13 protein-coding genes are annotated in these 15179 nt (G+C 46.9%); 1 reads left to right on the top strand and 12 read right to left on the bottom strand.

Going from position 1 to position 15179, the window contains the following annotated elements; all coding sequences use genetic code 11:
• Positions 1-269: 269 nt before the first annotated feature.
• Positions 270-551, top strand: coding sequence for a CRISPR-associated endonuclease Cas2 (gene cas2, locus H528_RS0111380; protein ID WP_022854433.1), 282 nt, complete (start codon positions 270-272; stop codon positions 549-551).
• Here cas2 and cas1 read toward each other — a convergent pair.
• From cas1 to H528_RS13645, 12 genes are read right to left on the bottom strand one after another with little or no spacing between them, the layout of a single operon-like run.
• Positions 548-1576 carry a CRISPR-associated endonuclease Cas1 gene (gene cas1, locus H528_RS0111375; RefSeq protein WP_022854432.1) on the bottom strand — a complete coding sequence of 343 codons (1029 nt, stop codon included), beginning with the start codon at positions 1574-1576 and terminating at the stop codon, positions 548-550. The genes cas2 and cas1 overlap by 4 nt on opposite strands.
• Entirely contained in the window at positions 1539-3437 is a 1899-nt protein-coding gene (locus H528_RS0111370; RefSeq protein WP_084677721.1) for a tetratricopeptide repeat protein, read from the bottom strand. The genes cas1 and H528_RS0111370 overlap by 38 nt, the downstream gene beginning before the upstream one ends.
• Positions 3434-4324 (bottom strand): hypothetical protein, encoded by an 891-nt coding sequence (locus H528_RS0111365; RefSeq protein ID WP_022854430.1) that lies wholly within the window; start codon positions 4322-4324, stop codon positions 3434-3436. The genes H528_RS0111370 and H528_RS0111365 overlap by 4 nt, the downstream gene beginning before the upstream one ends.
• On the bottom strand, positions 4321-5058 hold the full coding sequence (gene cas6 / locus H528_RS0111360; protein ID WP_022854429.1) for a CRISPR system precrRNA processing endoribonuclease RAMP protein Cas6: 738 nt from the start codon (positions 5056-5058) through the stop codon (positions 4321-4323). Before cas6 ends, H528_RS0111365 begins: the two co-directional genes overlap by 4 nt.
• Positions 5048-5869, bottom strand: coding sequence for a type III-B CRISPR module RAMP protein Cmr6 (gene cmr6, locus H528_RS14215; RefSeq protein ID WP_022854428.1), 822 nt, complete (start codon positions 5867-5869; stop codon positions 5048-5050). The genes cas6 and cmr6 overlap by 11 nt, the downstream gene beginning before the upstream one ends.
• Positions 5847-6254, bottom strand: a complete 408-nt coding sequence (cmr5, locus tag H528_RS0111350) for a type III-B CRISPR module-associated protein Cmr5 (protein ID WP_022854427.1) — start codon at positions 6252-6254, stop codon at positions 5847-5849. Before cmr5 ends, cmr6 begins: the two co-directional genes overlap by 23 nt.
• Entirely contained in the window at positions 6251-7147 is an 897-nt protein-coding gene (gene cmr4 / locus H528_RS0111345; protein WP_022854426.1) for a type III-B CRISPR module RAMP protein Cmr4, read from the bottom strand. Before cmr4 ends, cmr5 begins: the two co-directional genes overlap by 4 nt.
• Complete coding sequence (gene cmr3, locus H528_RS0111340; RefSeq protein WP_022854425.1) at positions 7148-8260, bottom strand: type III-B CRISPR module-associated protein Cmr3; 1113 nt, start codon at positions 8258-8260, stop codon at positions 7148-7150.
• Positions 8261-10834, bottom strand: a complete 2574-nt coding sequence (gene cas10 / locus H528_RS0111335) for a type III-B CRISPR-associated protein Cas10/Cmr2 (protein ID WP_022854424.1) — start codon at positions 10832-10834, stop codon at positions 8261-8263.
• Positions 10821-12017, bottom strand: a complete 1197-nt coding sequence (gene cmr1, locus H528_RS0111330) for a type III-B CRISPR module RAMP protein Cmr1 (protein WP_022854423.1) — start codon at positions 12015-12017, stop codon at positions 10821-10823. Before cmr1 ends, cas10 begins: the two co-directional genes overlap by 14 nt.
• A gap of 3 nt (positions 12018-12020) precedes the next feature.
• Positions 12021-14048 (bottom strand): hypothetical protein, encoded by a 2028-nt coding sequence (locus H528_RS0111325; RefSeq protein WP_022854422.1) that lies wholly within the window; start codon positions 14046-14048, stop codon positions 12021-12023.
• A gap of 51 nt (positions 14049-14099) precedes the next feature.
• Positions 14100-14939, bottom strand: coding sequence for an EcsC family protein (locus tag H528_RS13645; protein ID WP_022854421.1), 840 nt, complete (start codon positions 14937-14939; stop codon positions 14100-14102).
• Positions 14940-15179: the final 240 nt, after the last annotated feature.

Raw genomic sequence — 15179 nt, 5'->3', positions numbered from 1 at the left:
TTGTGGTGTTGGACCTATAGTGAGATCATATGTTTCCACTCCCTACGGGAATTTAAGGGTGGGTAACCATGCATTTTGTGCTACCCCACCCCTCCCACCACAAAATATTGAATTTATGCCGTTTTCTTGGACCAAAAATTGTCAAAGATCTAAATTTGCTATAGCAAATATTCTGCCATCTGCCAAGAAAAAATTTTTTGGTGCCTCATGCACGCTTTTTAAGCCTGTTTTTTCTTATCTTTAAGGGAATATTATTCAAGGAGAATACCTTGAAAGAAACCCTATGGACTATTTCCTACGATATAGCTGACGATAAAAAACGCCATAAAGCCTGCGAAATACTTAAAGACTTTGGCGTACATGTGCAAAAAAGTGTTTTTGAATGCCATCTTTCTGAAAAAGAATTAAAATCCTTGATAAGGCTTCTTACCCCACTTATCGATCCTAAGAACGATAGTTTGCGTTTTTACCCTGTTTGCGAAAAATGCCGTAGACGTATAAAAACCTTCGGAAAAATCTTTGCCAAAAGGCATCCCTATCTCGTGGTTTAAGCGGCGCAAATATAAGGTTCGTATCTTTTTCCTGTCAAAATAGTTTTCTTGAGTGAAAATACCTGGGCGTTAATAATTTCTTTGAGCATAAAAACACCATTTCCATAAGGCAATCTTTTTGTTAGGCGAGCTTGGCTGGCCAGCAAAAAATTTTTGCGGTCCACAAGACTCAAACCCTTAGGGGCAATTTTTTGTGGAAGCCTGCCCTCACGGGCCAGACCTACCACCAGTCTATCAACTACCAGTGGCCGGAATTCTTCCATCATATCAAACACAAGAGCCGGACGGCCTTTGTATCCCTTGTGCAAAAAACCAAGACCCGGCAAAAAGCCCTCCAAACAAACAGCCGTATAAACCACTGAAAAAAGGACTCCGTAACCATAATTCAGAAATAAATTTATCGGATCCCTGGCTCCTTTTTTAATGCGCTTGTGAAAGCCATAGGCATCGGGAAGAAAATTTTTTACCGCCTGCCAGTAAAGCTTAGAAGCCCGGGCTTCCCTTAAGAGAATGCCCTCGGGAAAGGGCTCCTGACAAAGAGCCTTGTTTTTGTTAAGACTTAACTCGCAAGCAATACTATCAAGTTTTTCAACAAGGGCAGAGACCTCTTTTAGGCATTTGTTTTCTTCCTGTCTCAGCAGGAAGTTAAGGTGGTGTATCTGATTGCGAATTTTGCCCCGCACAAAGGCTGCTGCCAGCTTGCACCTCAGGGCAGGTGCATCATGGGCCCTGACCTGGGCAAGCACAAGTTCCGTATGTCTGGAAGGATCTGTGAGAATGGCCTGAGGACGAGCCTTAGCATCAAGCATTAACAAAGGAATGTCTCTTATCGCCAGGGCTTTTAAAAGGTCTGAAGAAATCCGTACACCTTTAGTGGCAATCGCCAGGCTCTTTATTTCCCTAAAAGGGAGTTCCTTGCGTTCGTGGTCGGCTTCAATTACCAGGCGCCTCTGTTCTTTGAGAGCTTCACTCCGTGCTTCTGAATGATTACGTCGATTCTCCGTGCCATGATTTAAGGATTTCAAGATAATTCTTCAAACGTTTGTAACGCAGGAAATCAAGCTTCTTTTCTTTGAGGGCCACTTTAAGGGCCTCAAGGTAGTACGAGGCGTCTTCTGCCCTGAGAAGTTTTAACCTGGCATAAGAACAAAGGGCAAAGGGATTGAGAGGCTCTTCTTTCAAAATGGCTTTGAGCACCTTTTCGGCTTCCTCGTATTTTTCAAGGGCAATCAGGGCCTCGGCCTTGCGATGCATGAAGGGTATCCTGTAAACAAATTGCTCAAGGGCCTGGCTCGCAATGCTAAGAGACTTTTCATATTCTCTGGCCAGGAAACAGGCCCTTGATAGCTCAAGCCAGTGGCGAGGTTCAACGGGATCGTATTCTTTCAGCTCTTCTAGCACTTCTATGGCTTTTTCCGGCCTTTTGAGTTCGATTTCAGCCCTAGCATACTGATGCATGAGCACTGGATGATCAGGCCACCTGCTAAGGGCCTTATCAAGAACCTCTAAAGCCTTCTCTGGCAGATCTTTTGCTAAAAAGGCTTCGGCCTCTGTGGAAAAAACATACGCATTGGCTGGCACTTCATGTTTAAGAAAGCTTAAAACTCTAAAACATTCCTCAAGCTCGCCTTTGATCAGGTGTAAGCGCGCCTTAAGGTGCAGAAAGAAAATGTTTTCGTAAAAGCGCTCAAGGGCTTCTGAAAGGAGCTTTTCGGCTTTTTTAAGATGCATGGCTTCAAGGGCAAGATCTATGTAAAGAGCATAAACCATCGGAAGAGAAGAAACTTCCCGCAAGCTTTCCAGTAACTCCTCTGCAAGCTCAAAATTGCGTAACTTCTTCTCTGCACCCGCCCACTTAAGGTAAATGTAAGCATTTCCGGTTTTTTGTCGCCGAAGTCTTTGAAAGATAGTTCTCATCTGGTGGGCATATTTTTTTTCCCTTACGCCCAGCTCTCCCAGAACCTCTGCCAGGCTCAGGGTAAAAAGCTCCATGCCCTTGAATTTTTGCTCGCCCTCTTTAAGCAGCTTAAAAGAACGCTCAAAAAGGCGTGCTGCCTTAAGCCCTTCTGCCCAGCTCAAAAATTCCCAGGGGCTATTAAAAAAAGGCTTTACCCTCTCAAGGGTTTCTTCAAAAAGAGTGCGAAGCTCTGACCAGCTGCCTTCGGGAAAAAGAAGCTTTTTAAGCAAGGGATAGGAAAAAAAGCTTTCAAAAAACTTTGCCATAAAACTGCGTTCAAGGGGTTCTTCAGGATCAAAAGCATCAAGAACATCCTGAAGACTGAGAGAAGGAAGCTCTAAATTCTCATTGCTTTCAAGATATAAGCCAGGCGGAGATAAAGATTCCGTAAGGCTTAAGAACCCTTTGGCTGCAAGCTCTTCCACCAGGGCCCCAAAGTCGTCTTCGTCTGCTTTAAGAATGCGGGCGGCAATGGAAAAAGGCAGTAAAAACCCAAATCTTGAAAAAAAGCCGACCAAATCGCACACCTGGTCAGGGCTCTGCAAAATATGAGCTTTTTCTTCTTCGGCCTGAAGACGAATGATGGGATAACTAAAAAGGCTCTCTGAAAGAAGGTCCTCATTTTCGGCCAAAATTACCTTTTTAAGGCCCTTGGCTTCAAGAAATCTCAAGATTTCAGGATATCTGAGAAACCCAAAGACCAGAAGCACCTCAGCATCTGACTCAAGGGGGATTGAGTAATCTTCGTCAATAAGTAATACGTTTTGCCCGCCCCGCCTAAGAGAAGTGTAAACAAGATGCATAACTTTTAAGGCATCTTTGCCAAGGCCACGAGGAAAAGCATAAATAAAAGGCGTTTCTAATTCCTCAAGGGCTTTTAATAGCCTGGCCCTTTCTTTTTCTATTTTGGTAGGTAAAAGCTTCATCATCCCTCAAACTCCATAATCTTTAAGACAACTTCTTCAAGCTCCGGATTCTTTTCCAAAAACTTTAGAAGTTCAGCTTTTAGACGACGATTCTTTGATTGATAAGTATTGCGGTTAAAGTCTTTTGATTGCGAAACACTGCGAGAGGCCTCTACGCAGGGATAGAATTTTCTGAAACCGAGCACCACACAGGCAAAGACAAAAAGCCAGAGACACTTGATAAAGCTTTTTTCTATCTGGTTCATTAAAAGATCTTTTAAAAAAAGAAGATGCGCAGCAAGGCTTTTTTTGCGGCGCTTTTCCAGAAAGGAACAAAACTCGTCAAAGAAAAACGCTTGCTCTTCGCAAAAAGCTAATTTATCCGACGAGTCATCTTCTTCCTGTTCGTAGATTACAGTTCTGGTTTCTTTAGGCACGTAAAAAGACGTCTCTTTTTCTTTGCCCTGCTCTTCTTTTTTGGGAAAATCATGTCTTAAGGTGAGACCTTCAAGCAAACTTTCGTCAAGGTTTTCCAGCTCAAATCCGCTTTCCTCATCGCTTCCTACAGAAACGAATTTGGGTTCTTTTTCCACGAAGCTAGGAAGAGTTCTCTCAGCGTAGGCAAAAAACTTTCCCCAGTTTTCAAAACGAAGCTCTTTTCTTTTCCGGTATAGATGAATTACAAACTCGTGAACTATCTCTTCATTTTGAATCCTTTCGTTTTTTAAGGCCTGAATTAGACGCCCCTTTCCACGAAGATAGCCTCCCCTCCAGATAGTTTTTTCAACGAATTCTTGTAATTTTTCATAAAGGCCTTTCTCAAACAAAATAACTCTTTCTAGGTCGTCTTCACCTGCCAGCCAGCGGTTTAAAAGCTCGATATCTTTTTCTTCCAGGCCAAGGTCTTTCATGTTCCGTGAACCTCCACACATCCAAAGCCCATGGTTGTTTTGTAACCAACCCCGGCAAAAACAGCAAAACCTGCCAGGCTTCCCAGCAAAACTTCGGCTTCCTTTGAGGCCGCTAAAAAAGTAGTTGAACCCACAAAGGCTGAGAGACGATACTTCTGGAGGTCAATCATGCGGCTTTTAAGTTCGAACTTTTTGAGCAAAATGTCGGCCACGTGGTCTTCAACTGGAAGCAGGCCTTTTTCAGCGAAACTATGCCAGCGTCTTAAGAGACTGCCAAACACAAGCTCCGGCACAGGAAGGGGAAGATTTCTGCCGTAGTGACGAAAAGTAGCGGGTGAGACGTAAGAAAAAGTCTTTTCTTTGCTTTGACAAACCAGTTGCTGAAAGGTCTTCTGCTTAAGACCTGCGGGAATTAGCAAAATTTTTTGCTGGTTAAACAATATTTCTTCTTCTCCTGCCGCCAGAAGCCATTCTTCCACCTGAGGGGCAAGGCCCGCCACTTCAAAAGATACGTATTCCTCGCCCTTTAAGACTAATTTTTTTTGCTTCCTCTTAAGGCCAATTAAAGTAGAGAGAGAAAATGGGGCCGGGGCGGCCCCGTGGAGTTCTTTGCCAAGCTCAGGATGGCTTTTCTCAAGCCACTTAAAAAAAAGGGCATGCAACCAAAGCCCGGGGCTTTTGGGAAGCAAAATATCTTCTTGGGCCTTTAAAAGTACCGTGCGCTTAACCGGCATGGACTCTCATCCGTCCGTATCCTTGAGCGGTTTTAGCTCCCACTCCCCATTCAGAAAGGGCCTCTTCAAGGGCGGTCAAAACATCGTCAAAATGTTGTGCGTAGGTTCGGTCGGTAAGCCATATAAGGCCACGAAACTTTGCCCCCTGAGGGATGGTCAGAAAATAAACAGGCACAGGGGTTTCTGCTTCAGTGGGAGGGGCTTTTTCTGCGTAATAGTTTTGGTAATGGCAATTTATGATGTCTTTTTCAAGATCAGTTATGCTTTCCGGCAAAAAGTCCGAAAGATGCAAAATCCCGGCACGCTCCTGGGTGCCGAAAAGCTCCGTCACTAAAGCTTCTCTGGTGAGAGCAAACCAGAAGCGCAGCAAACCCTTTAAACTGCTTCCTGCAAGATAGGGAACTCCGTAAGTGTGGTGCAAAAGAAGCCCGGCTTCAAGCACTGACTCAAGCCCAAAGCCAAGGACCAGCGGGCTTTTGGCCTCAAGCACCAGCTCTTTTACCGTAAAATGGCGTTGAATTAGCCCCTCTCTAAGGGCGGCTGTTCTCTTTTTGAGCGCTTCAAAAAGAGGCCGACGAAAGGTGTTTCCCTGGCTGAAACCGCCCCTTACCTCAAACCATACGTCGCTTTTATCCTTGCCACTAAGGGAGCAATCGCTGCCTCTAAAGGCAAGGTAGCGATAAAACAAAAGGGAAAAATTGGCGGCCCGTTTAGCAGGCGCGGTAGCTTCCAGAATCTTTCTGGTGTCTTCCGGAAGCGGATAAAACTTTCTCTCGGGTCTGTCGTTTTTACTCTTGCTTTTCTTTTTCATCTTTTCCCTCTGCTGATGCCAGAAGTTTTAACCATTTGAGATAGGCAAGTGCTTCACGGCTTACCATGAGGTATTCCTGAGAAGAACCCTTGGCAATGGCCTCAATAAGACTTAGGTCTTTCCCTTTAAAAGGCGAATGTGGTGCCTTGCGGCAGAGCCAATCTTCAAGTTGCCGTGCAAGCAAGGCGTGCGAGTTTCGATTTTTTCCTTTGCCTTTGCTTAACAAAAAAGCCACCGCCGGACCAAGGCCATTTCGCACCACCAGTGCAGGGAACTTTTTTACCAGGGAGACGTATTCACTAAACTTGGTTTTCTCTTTGGCCTCTGCTACAGCAAGGCTGGCCTCTCTGGCGCGCTGTTGTTCGAGCATACGATGCACCTTCATGAAAGCTCCTCCCCGTAAAAATTTAGACGCACAAGCCCACGGCCCACCGTGGCATTGCCACCAAACTGGTGAAGCCCGGCAAGTTTCTTCACGGTTTCAGCTACTTTTTTTGCCGAAAGGCCTTTAGGCGCACTTTCTGTCAGGACAAAGCCGTAAAGCACGCTTTCAGCAGGCAGGTTTTCTTCATTCCAGAGCGCGCCTGTTTTTGTGTCAACCGTGCCAGTCTCTGGATTAATCTTAATGCGGGTGACAACTTCCATGGAAAACTCCGCAAAGGAGGCCATCACCGTATCACTCACTATCACGAGATTATGCGCCAGAAGGTCTTTAAAAAAGGGTTCTTGGGGAAACACAAGCCCTGCTATTTCCTCTGCCACCTTGCCAAGGGCGTCTTCCTTCCTGGCATTGAAGGCAAATTCTTCAAGCACGAGCTTATCGTCGAGCAAAATTTTGCACGAAGAGGTCACCAGGGCATCTTCGTCACTTAGGTTATCAAAGGAGTTTCTCAACTCTTCAAAATCCTTAAGCCCTTTGAACCCAAAGAAAGAAAGCTCTCTCTGAAACCGCGCAAGCACTGCAGGCGAGCTTATCCAGGTGAAAATACCCTTCAGGGACTTCACCGGAAAAAGCAAAAGCCTTAGATCCGTAAACCTGGCCGCACCAGCGTGCTCGTGGGCAGCTTCAGGCTCAGGGCCAAAAACCTGATTTAAAACGTCTTTTTCAAGCACGCCTCTGGCCACCGCACGGAGCGCACCTTTGAATCCTGATCCCTGCATCATGGGAAGGTCCGAGCCTTTTTCACGCTGCACCGGAAGGTCAAGGTGCGAAACACTTACCCCTGCACCGGGATGAAAGGCCGAAACACAATGGCAAATAGCTAAAAGGTGTGACATTTAAACACCTCCTTGGAATTTGCTTAAGCAGACAAAGCTCAGGCCAAAGCCTGCCTGGCCGTATGGGTAAAAAGAAAAGTCGTCTGCCAGGGGCCTAGCCCAAAAGTTTTCGAAAATCTTTTCCTCTTGCTCTTTGGTAAGGGCGTCCTCAAATAAAAGGGCATAGACTGCCCCAGCAGAAACGGTTTTCACCAAGGGCCTTGGCCTGTTGCGCGAAATGTCAAACCCTCCGAGCACTTTTGCTTTCGGGACCACAGCGCCCACAAGCCTTGCCTTAAGTGCACTTAAAGGCAGAGCGGGGAGAGGTCCACTTTTAAAAACACCGAGGGTAGCGAGCACCACAAAGGCCATACGCGCACCACCCTTCGCCTCAGGTCTGTTCGCAAAAGGAAGGGGCGGCGAGTCCATGGTTTCGTAAAGGGCAAGTTTCCCTTCGCCCCCCAGGGTAAGCACACCTTTTTCGGGAAACTCAGAAGGAAGCCCGGAAACCCCCACCACAAAGCTTACGCCATCTTTCAGCCTTACAACCGACTGGGTATATAGATGCCCTTCGCGCACCCTGCGGCTGCCTTTTTCAAGGGCTATCCCCACACGCCGCTCTATCTCGAAAAAATCACTAACGAAGGCGCGATCTCCTTCTGAGGTGAAGGTTTCCGCGTTTTTAAAGAGGTCAAAATAGCTTTCTTCACCAAGAAAAAACTCCTCAGCAGGAGGGCTATAGCCCTTTGGTAATTGCCAAATGCCAAATCCATCAGGCAGGCTCAGACAGGCGCCTTCAGGTTCCTCAGGATAGGAAAAGACCATCTTGCCGAGGCCTTCGTGGTAAGCCGCGGCTTTCGGTGCTGGGAAAAACACCCGGCCGTCCTTTGCGAGAAACGGCCCGCAGAATTTCAGCCTGCCCAGGGAGTCCGGACCACCGAGGCTTTCATGGCCCTTGCGCAGCACCGCTGGCGAAAGCCCAAGTGCCCGCGCAGCTTCTGCGCGAATAGCACCTATGAAGGGCAAAATGCCCGGCACAATCTCTGTCTCAGCCACAAAGACCCCGCCGGCGCTAAAAGGCCCTGGTCTTCTGAAAAACAACACGTCAAGGGGTTTTATCCGTAACCAGCGCATTTAGTCCCCCTTTGCCAGAAAACGAGCTATTTTTAAGGCCGCCAGAAAACTTTCGTAGGCATTAAATTCCATAATTCTGCTATCAGGGCTTGCTTCCCGATCTTTTTTGATTTTTTCTTCAAGCTCTAATAGCGCCTGGTAAAAATCAGCGAAATCAAAAGACCCACTATGCTCTCCTGAAGAGGCCCTCTTTACGAGATAGCTGATAGTTTTTTTCAGTGCTTCAGCTGGCAGACCCCTTGCGCCTGACTCCAAAGCCTCAAGCGGGGTGAGCACTCCACCTGCCACGCGGCCTGAAGCCAGATGCGAGATCACGTTTTCAAAACCTTTCAGGATTTTTCCTTCTAAAAAGCGTGCACCAAAAAAGGTTTCTTCTCCTGAGCGGCGCATTAGGAGTACCCCCCAAGCGTTGCGCCCAAGGCCCTCTTTGACCTTTTCTTTCAGGAGCTTGTGAACGCGCTCGGCCACAAGGTAAAAAGGCGTGCGGTGATGAGCCAGGATCACCGCCATGCTAAGGGTGGCCCCTCCATCAAAAACATCCTCACTCTGGTAGGCCCGGGCAAGATAGCTAACAAGTTCAAGGACCTGGGAAACACTGCTCATGGCGAAAACGTCGTCTCCCCCCGCGTAAATAAGCCTTGCCAGTGCCAGTTCTTCTATCTTCGGGACTTTTTCCATGGCAAAGATCCGTAGCCTTTCGGCCACAAAGCGATGATAGTGCGGAGAGATCGGGAAATGCGCTTCGCGAAAGGCAGGCGGAAGTTTTTCCTCGCGAACAAAATAATCCCGCCAGTATCTTGGGTTCACCTTGCTTCCTGGGCCCTTGAGGATCTCTCCCATTTTGTCGCCGTCAGCGGCAATGAATGCAAAGTAGCGGCCGGGGGTGCTGGCTCCCTGCCATTTACCTTCTCTCACCAGGGTTTTGATACGCTTTTTAAGGGCTAGCAGGGATTTTTTGATTTCGGAAAGGATTGCGCCGTCTATCCTTATGCCGTAAACGCGTTCTATCCGTGCAGGATCAAGGCTTTCCTCAAAGAGCCATTCACCATCAGCCCTGAGAAAGCTTTTCTTCTCAGGGGTATCTGCCAGCTGCCAGAGGGCTGGCAGAGAATTTGAGGCGATGCCGGTAAGTTCCACCAGAGTTTGAACTTTTGCTGCGTAATCTTCTGCTTCAGCTTGCAGGGCTTCCCAGTTTTTAAGCACAGCTTCTTTAAAAGGAGCGGTGGCAAGGTCAGCGGTAGAAGGAAAAAGATGATGATCTATCTCAAGTTCTTTTTCGAAAAAGGCTTCGCATACCAGGCGTTTGGTAAGACACACCGGACAGAGGATCTCACCGCGGCGCAGGCGCCCGGCAAGTTTAAGCCCTTTGGAACGATCTTGCACCCCTTGAAGTTCTTCGAACTTTTTGCGCACCGCAGCATAAGAAGCATTTTCTCCAAAAAGGGCGGTAAAAGAACCACAAAGAGTGCATCTTTCGCCAGCGACCACCTGCTGGACAAACGGACGATAGAGCTTTACCCGGGAAAAATAAGCTCCTGCCTTCTGGGAAAGAAGCACGTAACTTGCTCCCATGCCCCGAACTCTGCCGTATTGGTCAAAGAATCTTTTAAGTAATTCGTATTGCTTATGCTGCTGGTCTTCTTCAGGAAGATGCCCTGGCAGAAGTTCATCAAGGTCTTCTTTTTTCTGCGGGAACGGAACCACTGCATAGAAAAAGTTAAGAGAGTCTCGAAGGTGTGCGGCTGCCTTTTCCCACTGCTCTTTGGGCAGCGCCTCGCAAATGGCTTGTTCAAGAGAAGCCCGCACGCCTTCAAAAAGGGTCTCAAGGCCCGTTTTAAGGGCCTTTTTCATCTCTTCAATCAGTAGAGGGGCTTTAGACCATGGTGCCAGAAACGAAAAAATGTTGGGAAGGTTTGCGACGCGCACACTATCAGCGGAAACTTTCTCTCCCAGGAACTCCCTGGCAAAAAGGGGCTGATCATAAAGGTGCGGCATAAGCACGTTGTCTGGCCCAAGCTCTTGCGCGATAACTTTTATCACCTGCCAGGTAAGCCAGGAAAGCATAAAGCTTGCCATCCAGAGATCCTGAGTACGGCGGGCAAGTGAGATAAAATCCTGCACTCCTGCCAGAGAGACGATCCCAAGGGCAGGCTCTGGCCAGCACGCGGCCGCAGCGCTGGCCATACTTGCCGCGTTGTAAAGACTGTAAACAGGACAATCAGGATGCGCCGGAAGCGTTCTTATTTCGGGAATCTTTCTGGGAAGCTCCCACCAAAGCCTGACAAAATCTCTTTGAGGGTCTTTGCTGGAAGCCTTACTGCAAAATTCCTCCAGGGCGCCACTTAGCTTTTCGCGTGCTTCTGCCGGGTCAAATTCAAGCTTTATACAACGGGCCGAAAGTGGGTGAAAAAAGCAATCAACCGTGTCAGGGCCTTCAAGCGGAGGGATGCCCCAGCCAAAGGAAAATTCCACTATGTCTTTTATATCTTGGGGAAGTTCCTTGCCTTTGGCAAGAAAACCCAGAGCCGCACCAAAAGTCTCTTTTTTAAGCTGCCAGAGGTTATTGGCGCTCATTTTTGCTTCCCTCTTTCTTTTCCTTTTTTGGTGCTACAAATTCCAGAGCGTAAGCCGTGTCCTGTGGGGGAATAATGAAAAATTCCTCGTCCCTTCTTACCAGCACCAGGCTCTGGTCATCTTTCAGGGGATAAAAGCTCTCATTAAAAGCCGAAAAGCTAAGAAAAAGCCTCTCAGCAAACTGGTTAAGGGTCATAAAAAGAGGAGATCCCCTGCGCACCGCACCTAGGCGTCCTCTGTCTTTGAGCTTTATCTGCATTTCTTTGTCAAAGATAAGGGGAAGCCCAAGAGCTATGTTCTTTAGCCCGGAAATCTCTTTGGTTTTTCCGGCTGATTTACTTCGCAAAGCCTGTAAAATGGTCTCGTAATCTTTTGAATGAGATCCCTTGCCGAAAATACGCCCGGCCTTGATGCTATTGGGATGCAGGCGAAAAAGTCTCAGCCTTTTTCCTGCCCGGCTAAGAGCCTTCTCCCATGCTTTCTCCCTTTCCTTCCCTTCCTGAACCGCCTCAAGGGCCACTTTCCATTTGCCAGGTGCAAAAAAGGGATAAAAAATAGCCTCCTCTGAAGGATGGTCACTTCCCGAAAAGGATTGTTTCAAAAATTTTTGAATGGCAAGGGGCGCGGCATTTAAAAAAGCTCGTTCTTTGCCCCGGGGCAGCTCAAAGGCAATGAGGGGTTTTTCACCTTGAAGGAACTTGATGGCATAACTGCCAAAGCCCCTGCGGCTTCTGGCTCCAAGGCCACCAAAGAAACATGCCACCCAGAGGACACCGCTTGCAATTTTAAGATAAGTCTCAGGCCTTTTGCCCCAGGCCATCATGCGAAACTTAACCTTGCTGCAAGGAGCAAGAGGAAGGGTTCCGCGCCTGATTCCTGGGCCAAGAAGATAAGAGATTTCCGGTTCCTTTGCGGCAGTGTCCCAAAAGTTTGCAAGCAATTGTGTTTTTTCCTCGAGAACCCTGAAGACAACGTGGCTTTTCTGGTCGGTAGCGCCGAAAATTTCCGTCTCAATGCGGCGTACGTCTTCTAGGCCATAGACTCCCAGGGCCAGCGCCCGGAACCAGTAGCGCAAGGTTCCCTTTAAGGAAGCCAGCCTGAAGGTGGCCTTTTGCTGGTCTGCTCCGCGCAAAAACATAGGGCTTAAAACCGTGAGTTCAAAATCGGCATACGCTTTTTTCATGGCCTAAGTCCTTTTGCGCAAGTCTTTAAGTTCTTTTAGCACTTTCTTTAGTTTTTCAGGGTCTTTGAGAATGGGAATTCCCACCACCGGGACTTTTCTCCCCCTGGCTATTTCTATCCAGTTGGGCTCTTCCTCCCAGTAGTTAGACCAGGCTATGAGTGGAAGGGCAAACCGGGAGAGGCCCTGTCCCATGGCTTCTATTTCGTTGGCAAGGGATGCTATGTTTTCAAGGTCTTTAAGGTATTTGCAGGAGACCACGTATAACTCACCTTCGTAGCGGAAACAAAGGTCGATTTCCGTGCGGTGAAATGTTTTTTCTTCTTTTTGAAAAACTCCGAGTTTTACGTTTACGTAAACGTCGGTGTTAAGTCCGCGGGCAATAAGGGCTCCGGCCACTTTTTCCCAGAGTTCCCCCCGTTCCCTATAGTCTTTGCCCAGGCGTGAGACTTTTTCAACGAAGGCTTCGCCGTTTTTAAGGACCTGCGGATCAAGCAATTCTTCAGGGGGAAAAGCCTCTGTTATAAGCTGATATTCCGACTCGCCTGCGATAGCAAGCAACCATTTTAGAGGCACTTCCGGAATGTCTCGTCTTTCGTCTCCCTCAAGGTGGGCTATCTGGTGCTTCTGGTTGTCGATGGAATAAACTGATGCCCCATGTTCCCGGGCCCAGAGGGTCAGAAATATGGCCTGAGACTTTGTCCCCGAGGTAATGTTTACCTCTACTTCTCCCTTTGGCCGCGGAAAGCTGAGCACTCCTGAACCGTAAAAATCCACCCCCACAAAACGAAGACGAATTCCGGTTTCTTTTTCTATTTCGTCTTTTTGCCTGCTTAAGCGCCCAAGAAGGGTTTTTGGGTCTCGTGGGTAGCCCACTTCGCCGCTTTGTTTATCAAAAAAAAGCCAGGCCACTTCCGGATTGTGGGCAAGGATGGCCTTGAACACTGGTTCTACCTCACGCCCCATAAATAGCAAAAGATGCCGGTTGAAGCGCTTCAAATCTTCCTGATCATGCAAAATAAGGCTCAACTTGAAAAATTTGAAATTATTCGGAAAAAAATATTTTTTTATCTGGGTTTTAACGGCTTCTAGATGTTTTTCTTCCATTTTGTCGTATATGTTAAGAATCTTAATTTTGCGCCGGCTTTCTGGCACCAGGCGCTCATGAACAGAACGATCGTTGGTAAGCACCAGCATGGCCTGATGAAAGGCCTCTCCTGCTTTTTCGCGAATAAAGGCAAAGTTTAAGACTTCACGTGCTTCGTCTTTGGTTTTTCCTTTTTCCTGAGAGGAGGTAATTATTTTCATAACGCAAAAGTTGTTCCCTGAATTAATAAAAGCTCTTTCAAAAAGAATTTCTTCGTTGCTGGAAGCCCTCACCTTGAGGCCTTTTGCGTTTTCTAGAAAACTTTTAACGATTAACTCTCCGAATAGCTGGTATTCCTGCGCTGCTTCTTTCAAATACTTAAGAAGCTTATCAAAAAGCTTCTTGGCAGCTCCCGTAAGCTCGGGAGGCACAATAACTTCTGCTTCAATGCCCTGCAGCTTTAAAAATTCCTCAAGAGAATAAGTTTGCGGGTATAGTTTTTTTACTTTTTGGTACGATTTTTCTCGAATGGCCTCGGGAGTAAAAAGCAAAACCCTATGGTTTTCAGGATAAAGCAAGAACAGCCTTTCAGGAAAAGACGCGTAAAGCTTTCCTGCAAGACAGGCGGTCAGGTAGTTGAGACCTCCGGCAGCATTGTAAAAAATGCGCTCGTAGGTTTTTGTTTCTAGCTCTTTTTCTATTATCGCTGAAGAAGAATTCTCACCTCTTATGGAAGAAGAAACTTCGTGCACTTTCAGGGCAAGCCCAGGGTAAAGTCTCTTTAGTTCCTCTGCTATGGTTTCTGCTTGAGGACGAGTCCTCTGGGTGGGCATTAAGACGCAGAGGGTTTCCTCTGGAGGCGCAAAGGATTTAAAAAGGGCGGTAGCAGGATTTAAAGTCCCCAGCACTTGAGTACCAACCAGGGAGAAAAGAACGTTTTCTTTCATCCCTCCATTACTCAACAATTTATAATTCCTTATCGTAATCAAAAAGAAAAACTATAAATTGTACTTTCTATAAAGAAAACGTTCGCGATAGAGCATAAAAGATGCCAGGCAGACTTTATGGGCCAGGTGATAATTTGTTCCGGCTGAAATTGCGATTCCAACCACTGGTATGGCCTTGAGTAATCCTTTTTTGGTAAGCCGAACTCCTATTTGTTCTGCCACTTTTTTAGCAATCTGTACAAACCAGGATTCACTTAGCTCTGCCCAGGTTTTGTTTCTAAGTATATCACGGGCTACTTTTTCTAGGTGAACAAGAGCACCAGGCTTCCCGGTCTCAGCAGGGCCAAAAGCCCTTGTGAACACGTAAAGCACGTAGGTGCGTTCTTCCAGGTCTTCGGGTGGAAAACCATAATACGTGGCGTATTCACTAATAGCTCGCAGACTGCCTGTAATGGATATCGCCAGGTCAACAGCTATTCCCGGAAGAGAGAAGGCACTGCTTATCCCGCCTTCAACGGTTAGTGCGCCTTTGTATTTGAGGTCAAGATGCTTTACGAGATCGTCTATTTGTTTGAGTTCAAGGGCTAAAATGTCAGAAGAAGAATTGACCACGAGACCTTTTTGCCTAAATTTTTCGTAAATGCCTTTTTTGTTAACGGAGTATGCGGCAGTATCTGTGAGAGCCAAAAGAATTGATTTAAAAATAGTTTCGACAAGCTCTGTGGGCACGCCGGCAGTATCAAGGGCATTTTGTAGAAAACCAAGTCCTTTTTCTGGAAGCTGAAACATTTTTCTTTTGAACTTATTAACAGGCCGATTTTTCCAGGCATCTATTTCTTTGAGGGCTTTTTGGTCGTAAGGGGTTAATAAAATTTGTTTGTTGTGGGTCATCTGGTTCCTCCCTGGCAAGTGTGTTTTCACTTTTATAAGGCTTAGGAGAAATGGAAAGCGTGCATGAGGTAGCAAAAATTTTTTCTTGGCATATGGCAGAATCTTTGCTATAGCAAATTAAGTTCTTTGACAATTTTTGGTCCAAGAAAACGGCACAAATTCAATATTTTGTGGTGGGAGGGGTGGGGTAGCACAAAATGCATTGTTACCCACCCTTAAATTCCCGTAGGGAGTGGAAAC

This window comes from Thermodesulfatator atlanticus DSM 21156 (assembly GCF_000421585.1).
Classification (GTDB): domain Bacteria; phylum Desulfobacterota; class Thermodesulfobacteria; order Thermodesulfobacteriales; family Thermodesulfatatoraceae; genus Thermodesulfatator; species Thermodesulfatator atlanticus.
The sequence above is the reverse complement of the archived record's forward strand: the minus strand, read 5'-3'. Positions and strand labels throughout refer to the sequence as shown.

Bases quoted from the DNA above. Each gene is read 5' to 3' on its own strand.
- H528_RS0111370 (WP_084677721.1), bottom strand. From the start codon at position 3,437: ATGATGAAGCTTTTACCTACCAAAATAGAAAAAGAAAGGGCCAGGCTA.
- H528_RS0111325 (WP_022854422.1), bottom strand. From the start codon at position 14,048: ATGAAAGAAAACGTTCTTTTCTCCCTGGTTGGTACTCAAGTGCTGGGG.
- H528_RS13645 (WP_022854421.1), bottom strand. From the start codon at position 14,939: ATGACCCACAACAAACAAATTTTATTAACCCCTTACGACCAAAAAGCC.
- cmr1 (WP_022854423.1), bottom strand. From the start codon at position 12,017: ATGAAAAAAGCGTATGCCGATTTTGAACTCACGGTTTTAAGCCCTATG.
- cmr6 (WP_022854428.1), bottom strand. From the start codon at position 5,869: ATGAAAAAGAAAAGCAAGAGTAAAAACGACAGACCCGAGAGAAAGTTT.
- cas6 (WP_022854429.1), bottom strand. From the start codon at position 5,058: ATGCCGGTTAAGCGCACGGTACTTTTAAAGGCCCAAGAAGATATTTTG.
- cas10 (WP_022854424.1), bottom strand. From the start codon at position 10,834: ATGAGCGCCAATAACCTCTGGCAGCTTAAAAAAGAGACTTTTGGTGCG.
- H528_RS0111365 (WP_022854430.1), bottom strand. From the start codon at position 4,324: ATGAAAGACCTTGGCCTGGAAGAAAAAGATATCGAGCTTTTAAACCGC.
- cmr4 (WP_022854426.1), bottom strand. From the start codon at position 7,147: ATGTCACACCTTTTAGCTATTTGCCATTGTGTTTCGGCCTTTCATCCC.
- cmr3 (WP_022854425.1), bottom strand. From the start codon at position 8,260: ATGCGCTGGTTACGGATAAAACCCCTTGACGTGTTGTTTTTCAGAAGA.
- cmr5 (WP_022854427.1), bottom strand. From the start codon at position 6,254: ATGAAGGTGCATCGTATGCTCGAACAACAGCGCGCCAGAGAGGCCAGC.